A 13192-nucleotide genomic window follows, 5' to 3' on the forward strand; every position below is an offset into this window, starting at 1 on the left:
AACTTAACCAGATGCCGACGGCCACCGGACGCGAAGTTCACACTTCGGTGAGCAAAGCCTCGAGCTTGTCGTTGAGGTCGTGCAACTGCGAGCCCAGCATGCCGATGATCCGCTCGCGCGCCCGCTCGCTCACCCCCGCGGTGATGTGGTGCAGGATGTTGAGCCGGGCGCCGTCGACCCACGCCATCATGTCCGGGTCGGCGAACCACTGAAGCTGATTCCGGTTGAACGCCAACATCATCCGCAGCCAGTCGGCGGGTACGTGGGGGTAGGGCACCGGCCCGCAGAATGCGTTGCGGGTGTCGTCGTCCCCGTAGGCCGCCTCGACGTGACCGATGACCGACGCGCTGAACGCCGGCTGGCAGGTGCGGACGGTCTGCAGCGTGATCCGGTCACCGTCGAACACCGGTACCGGCGCCTTGTCCCCGAGCCCGTCGGCCGTGCAGTCGACGTAGAGCGCCGATTCATCGACCTCGACCACCCCGTTCTCCAGGGCGACGCGTCCGGGTTCGATCGCGGTCACATGGCCGAGCCGCACCACGTCCTCGATGCCGCGCAGCATCTCCCGCTCGCCCTGCGACACGATCGCGCAGCGGTACATCGTGGGCTCCACCGATTCGTCGATCCGCAGCAGGGACCCCTTCGATTCCAGCCGGCCGAACAGGTCGGCCAACGACGTCGCATCCCGGACCGCCACCAACTGGGCGGTGAAGTCGGCGAGCGCACGCTTGGCGAACTGCGCGCCGGGCTGCACAGTCGCCCGGTCCATCAGCCACGCCTCACGCGGTTTGATCCACGTCAACCGCTGCGCGTCGACCCCGTGCCTTAGCAGGAACACGCAGGCGTCCATCGCGGTCTTGCCTGCGCCGACGATGACGTAGCGGTCGTACACCCCGCGCAGCCGGGGCAGCGCGTTCGGCGGCACACACTCCACCCCGGCCGCCACGTCGTAGGCCGGTGGCCGCATCGAGGGCACCACGACGTCGATGTGGCTGACCACCGTGCGCCGCGCCGCGACCGAGACCTCGTCGCCGCCGAGTGTGCGGACCCGGCCGCCGCCGAGGTACTCGGTCATCGGCAGATAGGTGACCCGGCCGGTCGGCAGCAGCTGCCGGCGCATCACCGCCTCGTAGTACGCGCACACCTCCGCGCCGCCTGCCAGTTCGTGGAACCCCGCGTTGGGTCCGCTCTGGTCGATCGCGCCGCTGCCGAGCTGACGGGAGTTCACGCCGTAGTACGCCGACGGCTGGTGCAACCGCACGAACGGATACGCGGTGGTCCAGTGTCCGCCGGGGGCGTGGTTGCGGTCGACGATCACGACGGTGGCGTCGGACTCGGCGATCAGCGTGTCGACGAACGCCATCCCCATCGCCCCCGCGCCGACGACGAGGTAGTCGGCCTCGAGCATGTCAGCGCACGCTGTCGAAGAACGCGGTGACGTCGTCGGCGAACAACTCGGGCTGCTCGAACGCGGCGAAGTGCCCGCCGCGGGGCATGTCGGTCCAATGGGTGAGGTGGTAGCTGTCCTCACACCAGTGCCGCGGCATCCGGACGATCTCCTTCGGGAAGGACGCCACGCCGGTCGGCACGCGGACCGGCCCCGAACCCCGGCCGCCGACGCCGCTCTCCCAGTACAGCCTGGCCGACGACGCGGCCGATGCGGTCACCCAGTACAGCGTGACGTTGTCGAGCAGATCGTCTCTGGTGAACACGTTCTCGGGGTGGCCGTCGCAGTCGCTCCATTCCCGGAACTTCTCGACGATCCAGGCGAGTTGCCCGACGGGGGAGTCGACCAGCCCGTAGCCCAGCGTCTGCGGCCGGGTGGCCTGCTGCTGGAAATACCCGGTGCCCCAACGCTTTCGCTCGGCCATCGCCGCGAGCGTCTGCTTTTCCTCGTCGGTCGGGTTCGCGAGGTCCTTCGGCGGCCGCCCGATCGGCATGTTGGTGTGGATGGCGACGCACCCGCGTTCGTTGCGGCCGATCTGCGTCGTGATCACCGCACCCCAGTCGCCGCCCTGCGCGCCGTAGCGGTCGTAGCCGAGCCGCACCATGAGCTCGTCCCAGGCCTTCGCGATCCGCTCGATGCCCCACCCCGTCGACGTCGGTTTGCCGGAGAAGCCGTACCCCGGCAGCGACGGGCAGACGACGTCGAAGCCGGCGGCGGTGAGCGGTTCGATCACCTTGTCGAATTCGACGACGGAGCCGGGCCACCCGTGGGTGATGATCAGCGGGAAGGCGTCGGGCCGCGACGAGCGCTGGTGGATGAAGTGGATGTCGAGCCCGTCGATGTCGGTGGTGAACTGGTCGAACCGGTTGAGCGCGGCCTCGCGGGTGCGCCAGTCGTAGCCGTTCGCCCAGTAGTCGGCCAGTTCGCGGGTGTAGGCCAGCGGAATGCCCTGGCTCCAGTCGTCGACGCATTCGGCCTCCGGCCACCGGGTGTTGGCGAGGCGATCCTTCAGGTCGGTCAGGACGGCATCGGGTACGTCGATGCGAAAGGGTGTGATGGCGGACACACCAGCGATCCTCGCACGAGGCTCAGGGGATGAGCCGCAGCAGCCGCGCCCGGGACACCGATTCGTGGCGGGTCCGCGTGCCGAGTTTGGCCGACGCGCTGCGCAGGTAACTCTTCACCGTTTCCGGCCGCAGCGAAAGCCGTTGCGCCGCCTCGGCATTCGTGCACCCCATGGCGACCTGGGTCAGCACGTCGAGTTCGCGCCCGCTCAGCGGGGTCTCGACGGCGGGGGCGTCGCCGCCGAGGGCGTGTGCCAGCCGGTCGGCCAGCTCGCGCAGCTTCGCCCCGTCGGGGGAGTCCGCGGCCAGCCGGCGCAGTTCGGCGTGCACCTCACGCACCTCTTCGGTACCGGCCAATCCCGCCCCGGCACCGGCCAGGGCCGCCTCCCGCAACCGCAGACGGCGGTCCACCTCGTCGCGGATCCGCAGTTCGGCGCTCAGGCGGCGGGCCGAGGCCACGATGAAGTCCGCGGTCTGGTCGGCGATCGGCGACGGGGACCGCTGCGCCCCGTAGAGCACCGCGCGGGCCTCGCCGTCGACGACCACCGGCACCGCCAGCACGGAGTGGATCCCTTCACCGAGCACGGGCCCGTCGTAGTCGTGGGTGATGGTGAGGTCGCGCCGGTAATCGGCCACCGACCGCGGACGTCCGGCCACCACGGTGGCCCCGCCCAGACCCGAGTTCGGGCGGACCGCCAGCCCGCGCAAACCGCTGGTCCTGGCGCCGACGAACTCGGTGAGCAGCAGCGTTCGGTCGAACACCTCACCGCCGAACGTCACCGGAAGGCCCGTCATCGACGCGATTCGCCGCAGTTCGGCGCGCAGGGCGTCGGCGTCGCGCGGTCGCAACAGCGACGGGACCGACGGGCGCACGGACAACACCCTCTTTCGGGGGTAGCGAGTGGACGTGTGTGACGTAGAGCATATCCGCATGAGCACGAACACCGATCTGTACCGCAGCGCGCGTGACCAGTTGGTCGCAGTCATCGGCGACTACGACAAGGCGCTGCAGAGCTTCGAGTGGCCCCGGCTGGAGGGTGCGTTCAACTGGGCCACCGACTGGTTCGACGTCATCGCGCGCGACCCGATCACCGCCGACCGGCGGGCGCTGTGGATCGTCGAGGAGGACGGCCGCGAAGAGCAGATCACGTTCGCCCAGATGGCGGACCGCTCCGACCGGGTGGCCACCTGGCTGGAGCGGCGCGGCATCGGCAAGGGCGACCGGGTGATCCTCATGCTCGGCAACCAGGTGGAGCTGTGGGAGGCCATGCTGGCGGTGACCAAGCTGGGTGCGGTCATCATGCCGACCACCGGTGCGCTCGGCCCGGCCGACCTCGCCGACCGCATCACCCGCGGCGGCGCGACGGCGGTGATCGCCAACGCCGCGGACACCGCGAAGTTCACCGAGGTGCCCGGCGACTACCTGCGCATCGTGGTCGGCGCCCCGGTCGCGGGGTGGCACACCTACGGCGAGGCCTACGACACCGTGTCGGCCGGTCCGTTCGCCGCGCGCACCACCGTCGACGACACGATGCTGATCTACTTCACCTCCGGCACCACCAGCAAGCCCAAACTCGTCGAGCACTCGCAGGTGAGCTACCCGGTCGGCCACCTGTCGACGATGGGGTGGATCGGGGTGCGGCCCGGTGACGTGCACCTGGCCATCAGTTCTCCCGGCTGGGCCAAACACGCGTGGAGCTGTTTCTTCGCACCGTGGATCGCCGAGGCGACGATCTTCGTCTACAACTACCGCCGCTTCGACGCCGCGGCGCTGCTGCGCCAGCTGAACCGGGCGCAGGTCAACACCTTCTGCGCACCGCCGACGGTGTGGCGCATGCTCATCCAGTCCGATCTCGGCACGAAACCTGCGGGGCTGCGCGAGATCCTGGGCGCCGGTGAACCGCTCAACCCCGACGTCATCGCTCAGGTGGGGAAGGCGTGGGGCCTGACGATCCGCGACGGTTTCGGCCAGACCGAGACGACGCTGCAGATCGGCAACACCCCGGGTCAGCCGGTCAAACCCGGCTCGATGGGGCGGCCGATGCCGGGTGTGCCCGTCGTCCTGGTCGATCCGCTCACCGGCCGGCCGGCCGAGGAGGGCGAGATCTGCCTGGACCTGAGCCGGCAGCCGGTCAACTTGATGATCGGCTACCTCGACGATCCCGCCCGAAACGCCGCGGTGACCGAGGGTGGCTACTACCACACCGGCGATGTCGCCCAACGGGATTCGGACGGCTACATCACCTACATCGGCCGCACCGACGACGTCTTCAAGTCATCGGACTACAAGGTGTCGCCGTTCGAGCTGGAGAGCGTGCTGATCGAGCACCCCGCCGTCGTCGAGGCCGCCGTGGTGCCGCAGCCCGACGACACAAGGCTGTCCGTGCCGAAAGCGTATGTCGCACTTGCCGAGGGCTGGCAGGCCGACGCCGACACCGCGAAGTCGATCATGGAGTACGCCCGCGATCACCTGGCGCCGTACCTGAAGGTGCGCCGCGTCGAGTTCTACGAACTGCCCAAGACGATCTCCGGCAAGATCCGGCGGGTCGAGTTGCGCCGCCGCGAGGAGGACAGCGCCGGGCGCGCGATCCCCACCGAGTACCGCTACGAGGACCTGGTGGCCGGATGAAGTCCTACGACGCCGGACCCACCACCACCCCGATCATCGAGGAGACGATCGGGGCGCATCTCGAACGCATCGTGGCGCAGCACCCCGACACCGAGGCGCTCGTCGAGGTGTACACCGGACGGCGCTGGACCTATGCCGAACTGAACGACGAGATCGACCTCGTCGCACGAGGTTTGATCGGACTGGGCGTCGAGCGGGGCGAACGCGTCGGAATCTGGGCGCCCAACTGCGCCGAGTGGACGATCCTGCAGTACGCGACGGCGAAGATCGGCGCGATCCTGGTCAACATCAACCCGGCCTACCGCACCCACGAATTGGCCTATGTACTCGAACAGTCCGGGGTGCGCACGCTGATCGCGGCGACGGGTTTCAAGTCCTCCGACTACGTCGCGATGGTCGACGAGGTGCGCGCCCGCTGTACCCGTCTGCGCGAGGTCGTCTACCTCGGCACCGACGACTGGGCGGCGCTGCGTCGCGGCGCGGACGCCGTATCGGTGGGGAAACTGCGCAACTGTATGGCGGAGTTGGACTCTCGCGATCCCGTCAACATCCAGTACACGTCGGGAACGACCGGCTTCCCCAAGGGTGCGACGCTGTCGCACCGCAACATCGGAAACAACGGGTTCTTCGTCACCGAGCTCATCGGCCTCGGTCCCACCGACCGGTTGTGCATCCCGGTGCCGTTCTACCACTGTTTCGGCATGGTGATGGGCAACCTCGGGTGCACCACCCACGGCGCGACCATGGTGATCCCGGCGCCCGGGTTCGATGCCGGCCTCACCCTGGCCGCGATCGAAAAGGAGAGGTGCACAGGCGTTTACGGGGTGCCGACGATGTTCATCGCGATGCTCGGGCATCCGGACTTTGCCGGCACCGACCTGTCGTCGCTGCGGACCGGCATCATGGCCGGTTCGGTCTGCCCGGTGGAGGTCATGAAACGCTGCATCAACGAGATGCACATGACGGAGGTCGCCATCGCCTACGGCATGACGGAGACCTCCCCGGTGTCGTGCCAGACGTTGATCGACGACGACCTCGACCGGCGCACCGCGACGATCGGTCGGGCCCACCCGCACGTCGAGGTGAAGATCGTCGACCCCGACACCGGCGAGACCGTGGAACGCGGTGAGCCCGGCGAGTTCTGCACCCGCGGCTACTCGGTGATGCTGGGTTATTGGAACGACCCCGACAAGACGGCCCAGGCGATCGACGCCGACGGGTGGATGCACACCGGCGACCTCGCGGTCATGCGCGACGACGGCTACTGCAACGTCGTCGGGCGCATCAAGGACATGGTGATCCGCGGTGGGGAGAACATCTACCCGCGGGAGGTCGAGGAGTTCCTCCACACCCACCCCGACATCGACGACGCCCAGGTGATCGGTGTTCCCGACGACAAGTACGGCGAGGAGATCTGCGCCTGGATCCGGATGAGACCGGGCCGACCGCCGCTGACGGCCGAAGCGGTGCGAGAGTTCGCCCGCGACAAGCTCGCACACTACAAGATCCCGCGCTACGTGCACGTCGTCGACGAGTTCCCGATGACCGTCACGGGCAAGGTCCGCAAGGTCGACATGCGCGCGGAGACCGTGCGGTTGTTGGGGCTCGGCGGCGACTGACGTGCCTTTTCCGGGATGCTGATGTCGGCGGGTGCTGCGAGGATGTGACGATGTCCGCCGCGCACCGGTCGGCCGTCCTGGCACGGCGCGGGTGTGCGCTGCTCGCCGTCGCCTCCGCCGGGTTGCACGTGACATCGCTCGGCCACGCGGCGAACCCGGTGGCCGGGGGTCTGCTCCTGGTGATGATCGGCGGCTGCCTCTACTGCGCCCACGATCTGTGGGTGGCGGGGTCCGTGCGTGCGTGGCTGGTCGTGGCCCTGATGAACATCGCGATGATCGCGCTGCACCTGCCCGCCCCGGCCCATCATCACGGCGGGTCGGCCCCACCCATGCCGACCGCGATGAGCGTGGCGACGGTGCTGGCCATGGTGGAGGTCACAGTGGCGGCGGCGGTGTTGTACATCCGTACCCGTCACCACGGGGTCGCACTGACCGCACGGCGCGACTTCCCGGGATAATCGAGGGTGATGTCGACTCCGACGCTGCTCCTCCTCGCCGTGACGGCGCTTTCGGCTTGCGTGGTGTTCGGCGGTGGGCTCTACGAGTCCCTGGCCGTCGACCCGGTTTGGCCACGGCGGCCCGGCATCGTGCAGACGCACCACGGCGGGATCTCGCGGCGGCGCTTCTGGTTGCCGGCGTACACCGCGTTCGAGGTGCTGCTCCTGGTCAGCCTGGTCGTGGCGTGGACCGAACCCGACGTACGCACCGCATTGCTCGTCGCTGCGGGCAGCCACGCGGTGGCGCGGGTGTGGTCGCTGCTGGACTCCCCGCCGGACGCGGCCGACCCGGCCGGCGTGGACGAGTCGGCGGCCGTCGCCTGGACGCGGCGCAGCCTGCTGCGCCTGCCGCTCGAATTGATCGCCTCGGGCGCGATGCTGGTCGCACTGATGTTCGGGTGACGCGCATAGTCGGGTGCGTGAGCGGGCATAGGACCGTCATGAGTGAGAACGCAGGCGTCGCGCCGCAGGAGAACCCCCAGAAAGACCAGTCGCAGTGGGTCACCGGTGACGAGCCGATGACCGGCCCGCAGCGGAGCTATCTCAACACCCTGGCCCAGGAGGCGGGGGAGCAGATTCCGGAGGACCTGACCAAGGCGCAGGCATCGGAGACCATCGACCGACTGCAGCAACAGACCGGACGGGGAACGTCATGACCATCAGCGCCGCCGACCTACAGCGGCTTCTGGACACCGCCGGCGACGCGGTGCTGGTGTTGATCGAGGGCCGCACCGAGGTGGTGACCGCCGGGCAGTTGAGTGCCGAGCAGTACCGCGGTGCGCTGGAGATCATCTCCCGCGACGAACTGCTCAAGCGCACCGGCGGCCCCACGCCGGACGAGCGCGGGCTCGAGGAGCAGGCGGCCGCGCTGACCACCGCGGTCGACGAACTCGGCGGCTGATCAGGGCAGGCCGATACGACGGTAGCGGTCCATCCGCCGCTGCAGCCGGGTCTGCGAGGGCACATCCCGCAGCGCGTGCAGTTCGGCGGCGATGGTGGCCGACAGGCGGTGCGTGAATTCCAGCGGTTCGTCGGCCGCGTCGGGGTGTTCGCCGACGACCGTGTCGACGATGCCGTTGCGCAGCAGATCCGCCGACCGAACGCCTTGCGCGGCGGCCAGTTCCGCGGCGTGGTCGAGGTCGCGGTAGACGATGGCGCTCGCGCCTTCGGGCGGTAGCGGCGCCAGCCATCCGTGCAGCGCGGCCAGCACGCGGTCGGCGGGCACCATGGCCAGCGCGGGGCCGCCCGACCCCTGACCGAGCAGCACCGACACCGTCGGCGTGTCCAGCGTGACCAGGTCGGCCAGGCAGCGCGCGATCTCCCCGGCGAGTCCGCCCTGTTCGGCCTCGACCGTCAGCGCCGGTCCCGCGGTGTCGATGACGAGCACCAGCGGCAGGTGCAGCCCGGCCGCCAGCGCCATCCCGCGGCGCGCCTCCCGCAGCGCCGCCGGACCGACACGGAGGGCAGGAGCGGAGCGACCCGGGATTGGATCGGGGCCGCCGAGCACCCTCTGCTGCCCGAGGACGACGGCGGGCTGCCCGCCGAACCGGGCCAGCGCCAGCAGCGTCGTCGCCGCCTCACCCCGGCCGGTCCCCGACAGCAGGACGCGGTCGGTGGCGCCGTGCCGCAGCAGGTAGCCCACGCCGGGCCGGTCCGGCCGCCGCGACGCCTCGACCGATGTCCAGGCAGGCACGTCCGCCGGCGGCTCGGCCGGCGGTGCCGACGGGGGTGCGCCCGGCGGATCGGCGAGGACGGTGAGCGCCCGGTCCAGCGTCGCGCGCAGGAGTTCCAGGGGCACCACCCCGTCGATCACCCCGTGCCGGTGCAGGTTCTCCGCGGTCTGGATGCCCGCCGGGAACGGTTCGCCGTAGAGATGTTCGTAGACGCGGGGGCCGAGGAACCCGATCAGCGCACCCGGTTCGGCCGCGGTGACGTGGCCGAGGGAACCCCACGACGCGAACACCCCGCCGGTAGTGGGGTGACGCAGATAGACGAGGTATGGCAGGTGTGCCTGCTTGTGCAGTTGCACCGCGGCGGCGATCTTGACCATCTGCAGGAAGGCGACGGTGCCCTCCTGCATCCGGGTGCCGCCCGAGGACGGCGAGGCCACCAGCGGGAGCCGTTCGGCCGTGGCCCGCTGCACCGCGGCGGTGATGCGTTCGGCGGCGGCCACGCCGATCGAACCGGCCAGGAAATCGAATTCGCACGCCACCACGGCGACCCGGCGGCCGAAGACCCGGCCCTCACCGGTCAGCACGGCTTCGTCGAGGCCGGTCTTCTCCGACGCGGCGGCCAGTTCGGCTCGGTAGGAGTCGGTGGTGGCCACCGCCAACGGCGCGCTGTCCCAGCTGCGGAACGATCCCTCGTCCAGGACGGTGTCACGCAGCTGAAGGGCACCGATCCGGCTCACAGCGCAAGGCTATATAAGGTGGCGGCATGATCGGTGTCACCCGCGACGGCCAGGTACTGACCCTGGAGATGCAGCGGCCCGAGCGCCGCAACGCCCTCAACAGCGAACTGGTCGACGGTCTGCGCGAAGCGATCGAGAAGGCCGCGACCGAGGACGTCCGCGCCATCGTGTTGACCGGGCAGGGGCACGTGTTCAGCTCGGGTGCGGATCTGTCCGGTGGCCAGGGCGTCGCCGACGAGTTGCCCGACAAGGCCAGGGCGCTGAACTTCGCCATCGACAAGGCGCCGTTCCCGGTGATCGCCGCGATCAACGGCCCGGCGATCGGCGCAGGCGTCATCCTCTCGATGATCTGCGATCTGCGCGTCGTCGCGCCTGAGGCGTACTTCCAATTCCCGGTCGCCAAATACGGTATCGCACTTGACAATTGGAGTATCCGGCGGCTGACGTCGCTGGTCGGCGCCGGCCGGGCGCGGGGCATGCTACTGGCCGCCGAACGGCTCACCGCCGAGGTCGCGCTGCAGACCGGGATGGCCAACCGGATCGGCGCACTCGCCGACGCGCAGGCCTGGGCGCAGGAGATCGCCGGTTTCGCGCCGTTGGCGCTGCAACACGCCAAGCGGGTGCTCAACGACGACGGCGCCTACGAGGATCCGTGGCCGGCGCACCAGGAGTTGTTCGACAGGGCGTGGGCCAGCCAGGACATCATCGAGGCACAGGTCGCGCGCATCGAGAAGCGGCCACCGAGGTTCCAGGGGGCCTGAGAATGCTGGGTGCGGCGCTGCGGTACGGGTTCGGCACGGCCTCGGTGCTGGCCGGCGGCTGGGTGCTGCGGGCGCTGCAGGGCACACCGGCCTCGCTGGGCGCCACGCCGGCCGAGATCCACCCGGTCGCCCGGCGCTCCGGGAACTACCGCGAGGGTGTGTTCGTCAACCTCGAACCGGCCGACACCATCAGCATGGACGCCGAAGCGCGCCGGATGTTGGTGCGAGAACTGTTCCTCGGGCGTGAGAAGGGCCGACCCGGCGCACCGATCCCGGTGGTGGCGCCGGCGCCGGTCACCGCGGAGGCGGCGGGGCTGGCCGCCTACTGGCACGGGCACTCCACCACGGTGGTCGAGGTCGACGGGTACCGGGTGCTGACCGACCCGATCTGGAGCGACCGCTGCTCGCCGTCGCGCACGGTCGGTCCGCAGCGTATGCACGAACCTCCGACCCCGCTGGAACAGCTGCCCGCCGTGGACGCCGTGCTGATCAGCCACGACCACTACGACCATCTCGACATCGACACCATCCTGGGTCTGGCGCGCACGCAGCGAGCACCGTTCGTCGTGCCGCTCGGGGTGGGCGCGCACCTGCGCAAGTGGGGGATCTCCGATGCGCGCATCGTCGAACTCGACTGGAACGAGAGCCACCGCATCGGCGAGCTGACCCTGGTGTGCACTCCGGCCCGGCACTTCTCGGGCCGGCTGTTCAGCCGCAACACCACGCTGTGGGCGTCCTGGGTGATCGCCGGCCCGAAGCACCGCGTGTTCTTCGGCGGGGACACCGGGTACACCGCGAGCTTCTCCGAGATCGGTTCGCAGCACGGACCTTTCGATCTGACCCTGTTACCCGTCGGCGCCTACCACCCGGCCTGGCCGGACATCCACATGAATCCCGAGGAGGCCGTCCGGGCCCACCAGGACATGACCGACGCGGGCGGCGGTGTGCTGCTCCCGATCCACTGGGGCACGTTCCGGCTGGCGCCCCACCCCTGGGCCGAACCGGTGCAGCGCCTGCTCGCGGCGGCGGATCCGGCCGGGGTGAGCGTCGTGGTGCCCAAGCCGGGCCAGCGTGTGGAGCGTGGCGCGTCACCGGCGATAGAGCCGTGGTGGCAGCTCTGAGGGGCTAGCGTGCAGGCTGTGAAACGCCGACTCCTGCCGCTGGTCGCCCTCGCCGCGACACTCGCCCTCGTCGCGGGATGTGACTCCGCGCCGACCGAGGAGGCGCAGTCGACACAGCCGCCACCGGCCACACCTCAGTCCGACGTCCCGCCGCCGCTCGTGGCGGCGGTGCCGCTGCCGGACAACGCCGTGGACAAGGCCGTCGGACAACTCGACGGCATGGTCGAGGAGCTACTGGCCAAGAGCGGAATCCCCGGTATGGCCGTCGCCGTCGTGCACGGTGGGAAAACGGTGTACGCCAAGGGTTTCGGTGTCACTGATGTCAAGACCGGCGCGAAAGTGGATCCGGACACGGTGTTTCAGCTCGCATCGATGTCCAAACCGCTCGGAGCCACCGTCGTCGCCCATCAGGTCGGCCGGGGCGCGATCGGCTGGGACACCCCGATCGTGTCGAAGCTGCCGTGGTTCGCGTTGTCGGACCCCGCGGTCACCCAGATGGTGACCGTCGGCGACCTGTACTCACACCGCTCCGGACTGCCCGATCACGCCGGTGATCTGCTCGAAGACCTCGGCTACGACCGCCGCGCCATCCTCGAGCGGTTGCGTGCACTTCCGCTGGCGCCGTTCCGGGATTCCTACGCCTACACCAACTTCGGGCTCACCGCAGCCGCTGAGGCGGTGGCCACGAGTGCGGGTAAACCGTGGGAGACACTCAGCGAGGAGGTGTTGTACCGGCCGTTGGGGATGAACTCGACCAGCTCACGCTTCGCCGACTACGAGAAGCGGCCCGACCGCGCCGTCGGCCACATCCACGTCGACGGCCGCTACGAACCGCTCTATGTCCGCAATGCCGACGCGGAAGGCCCGGCGGGCGGGGCGAGTTCGTCGGTCAACGACCTCACCAAGTGGCTCGCCATGGTTCTCGCCGACGGCAAGGCCGGCGGTCAGCAGCTCGTCGAACCCGACGCGCTGCTGCCTGCGGTCACACCGCAGAGCGTGTCGAGTCCGGCCAGTGAACCGGCGATGCGCACCGGGTTCTACGGATTCGGCTTCAACGTCGGCACCTCCTCGGCGGCGCGGGTGGAGCTCAGCCACTCGGGGGCCTTCGAACTGGGCTCCGGCACGAACTTCGTCATCCTGCCGTCCGCGGACGTGGCGATCGTCGCCCTCACCAACGCGACCCCGGCCGGAGTGCCCGAAACGCTGACCGCCCAGTTCGCCGACCTCGTGCAGTTCGGCGAGGTGCGAGAGGACTGGTACGGCCTCTACCACCAGGCGTTCGCCGACATGGAGAAGCCGCTCGGCTCGCTCGTCGGCAAGCAGCCGCCGGCGAATCCCGCTCCGCCCGCACCGCTTCCGTCGTACGCGGGGGTCTACAACAACGATTTCTGGGGGCCTGCCGAGGTCACCGAAGCCGGCGGCACACTCGGCCTGCGGGTCGGGCCGCGCGGCGAGGTCTGGCCGCTGAAGCACTGGGACGGCAATGTCTTCACGTTCAGCTTCGTCTCGGAGAACTCGCCGCCGGGGTCGGTCTCGGAAGCCACCTTCGACGGGAACCGGCTGACGCTGGAGTACTTCGACGAGGAACACAACGGGGTGTTCTTCCGATGAGCGCTTGCGCGAAGAGCCGAGGCCCCCGATGAG

General features: G+C 69.7%; 13 protein-coding genes. 9 read left to right on the top strand and 4 right to left on the bottom strand.

The features are described 5' to 3' along the window. Positions 1-37: 37 nt before the first annotated feature. From G6N49_RS28475 to G6N49_RS28485, 3 genes are read right to left on the bottom strand one after another with little or no spacing between them, the layout of a single operon-like run. A complete protein-coding gene (locus G6N49_RS28475) occupies positions 38-1408 on the bottom strand; it encodes an NAD(P)-binding protein (RefSeq protein ID WP_083045019.1) in 1371 nt (456 codons plus the stop codon). Between the two features lies 1 nt (position 1409). Then, a complete protein-coding gene (locus G6N49_RS28480; protein ID WP_083045018.1) occupies positions 1410-2513 on the bottom strand; it encodes an epoxide hydrolase family protein in 1104 nt (367 codons plus the stop codon). 22 nt (positions 2514-2535) lie between these two features. Further along, the gene (locus G6N49_RS28485) at positions 2536-3393 is read right to left on the bottom strand and encodes a helix-turn-helix transcriptional regulator (RefSeq protein ID WP_011857009.1); all 858 of its coding nucleotides are present in this window, start codon (positions 3391-3393) and stop codon (positions 2536-2538) included. 49 nt (positions 3394-3442) lie between these two features. On the opposite strand from G6N49_RS28485, the gene G6N49_RS28490 reads away from it, so the two are divergent. The 6 genes from G6N49_RS28490 to G6N49_RS28515 are packed head-to-tail and all read left to right on the top strand — an operon-like array spanning position 3443 to position 8157. Further along, entirely contained in the window at positions 3443-5140 is a 1698-nt protein-coding gene (locus tag G6N49_RS28490; protein ID WP_064874331.1) for an AMP-binding protein, read from the top strand. After that, positions 5137-6759, top strand: coding sequence for an AMP-binding protein (locus G6N49_RS28495; RefSeq protein WP_011561814.1), 1623 nt, complete (start codon positions 5137-5139; stop codon positions 6757-6759). The genes G6N49_RS28490 and G6N49_RS28495 overlap by 4 nt, the downstream gene beginning before the upstream one ends. Positions 6760-6809: 50 nt before the next feature. Continuing rightward, positions 6810-7217, top strand: coding sequence for a hypothetical protein (locus G6N49_RS28500; RefSeq protein ID WP_011561813.1), 408 nt, complete (start codon positions 6810-6812; stop codon positions 7215-7217). Positions 7218-7226: 9 nt separating this feature from the next. Then, positions 7227-7658 carry a hypothetical protein gene (locus G6N49_RS28505; RefSeq protein WP_083045034.1) on the top strand — a complete coding sequence of 144 codons (432 nt, stop codon included), beginning with the start codon at positions 7227-7229 and terminating at the stop codon, positions 7656-7658. Between the two features lie 38 nt (positions 7659-7696). Further along, on the top strand, positions 7697-7912 hold the full coding sequence (locus G6N49_RS28510; RefSeq protein WP_011561811.1) for a DUF3072 domain-containing protein: 216 nt from the start codon (positions 7697-7699) through the stop codon (positions 7910-7912). After that, the gene (locus G6N49_RS28515; RefSeq protein ID WP_011561810.1) at positions 7909-8157 is read left to right on the top strand and encodes a hypothetical protein; all 249 of its coding nucleotides are present in this window, start codon (positions 7909-7911) and stop codon (positions 8155-8157) included. Before G6N49_RS28510 ends, G6N49_RS28515 begins: the two co-directional genes overlap by 4 nt. Here the strand turns inward: G6N49_RS28515 and G6N49_RS28520 are convergent, their stop codons facing one another. Then, on the bottom strand, positions 8158-9666 hold the full coding sequence (locus G6N49_RS28520; protein WP_011561809.1) for an acetyl-coenzyme A carboxylase carboxyl transferase subunits beta/alpha: 1509 nt from the start codon (positions 9664-9666) through the stop codon (positions 8158-8160). Positions 9667-9692: 26 nt separating this feature from the next. On the opposite strand from G6N49_RS28520, the gene G6N49_RS28525 reads away from it, so the two are divergent. Genes G6N49_RS28525 through G6N49_RS28535 form a run of 3 tightly spaced genes read left to right on the top strand, consistent with a single transcriptional unit; the run spans position 9693 to position 13159 of the window. After that, a complete protein-coding gene (locus G6N49_RS28525; protein WP_011561808.1) occupies positions 9693-10427 on the top strand; it encodes an enoyl-CoA hydratase in 735 nt (244 codons plus the stop codon). A 2-nt stretch (positions 10428-10429) separates the two neighbouring features. Beyond that, the gene (locus G6N49_RS28530) at positions 10430-11548 is read left to right on the top strand and encodes an MBL fold metallo-hydrolase (RefSeq protein ID WP_011857003.1); all 1119 of its coding nucleotides are present in this window, start codon (positions 10430-10432) and stop codon (positions 11546-11548) included. A gap of 9 nt (positions 11549-11557) precedes the next feature. Next, entirely contained in the window at positions 11558-13159 is a 1602-nt protein-coding gene (locus tag G6N49_RS28535; RefSeq protein ID WP_011561806.1) for a serine hydrolase, read from the top strand. The last annotated feature ends 33 nt before the right edge of the window (positions 13160-13192 follow it).

Source organism: Mycolicibacterium monacense (genome assembly GCF_010731575.1).
GTDB classification, from domain to species: Bacteria; Actinomycetota; Actinomycetes; order Mycobacteriales; family Mycobacteriaceae; genus Mycobacterium; species Mycobacterium monacense.

Bases quoted from the DNA above. Each gene is read 5' to 3' on its own strand.
- G6N49_RS28530 (WP_011857003.1), top strand. From the start codon at position 10,430: ATGCTGGGTGCGGCGCTGCGGTACGGGTTCGGCACGGCCTCGGTGCTG.
- G6N49_RS28490 (WP_064874331.1), top strand. From the start codon at position 3,443: ATGAGCACGAACACCGATCTGTACCGCAGCGCGCGTGACCAGTTGGTC.
- G6N49_RS28505 (WP_083045034.1), top strand. From the start codon at position 7,227: ATGTCGACTCCGACGCTGCTCCTCCTCGCCGTGACGGCGCTTTCGGCT.
- G6N49_RS28500 (WP_011561813.1), top strand. From the start codon at position 6,810: ATGTCCGCCGCGCACCGGTCGGCCGTCCTGGCACGGCGCGGGTGTGCG.
- G6N49_RS28515 (WP_011561810.1), top strand. From the start codon at position 7,909: ATGACCATCAGCGCCGCCGACCTACAGCGGCTTCTGGACACCGCCGGC.
- G6N49_RS28525 (WP_011561808.1), top strand. From the start codon at position 9,693: ATGATCGGTGTCACCCGCGACGGCCAGGTACTGACCCTGGAGATGCAG.
- G6N49_RS28495 (WP_011561814.1), top strand. From the start codon at position 5,137: ATGAAGTCCTACGACGCCGGACCCACCACCACCCCGATCATCGAGGAG.
- G6N49_RS28510 (WP_011561811.1), top strand. From the start codon at position 7,697: ATGAGTGAGAACGCAGGCGTCGCGCCGCAGGAGAACCCCCAGAAAGAC.
- G6N49_RS28475 (WP_083045019.1), bottom strand. From the start codon at position 1,408: ATGCTCGAGGCCGACTACCTCGTCGTCGGCGCGGGGGCGATGGGGATG.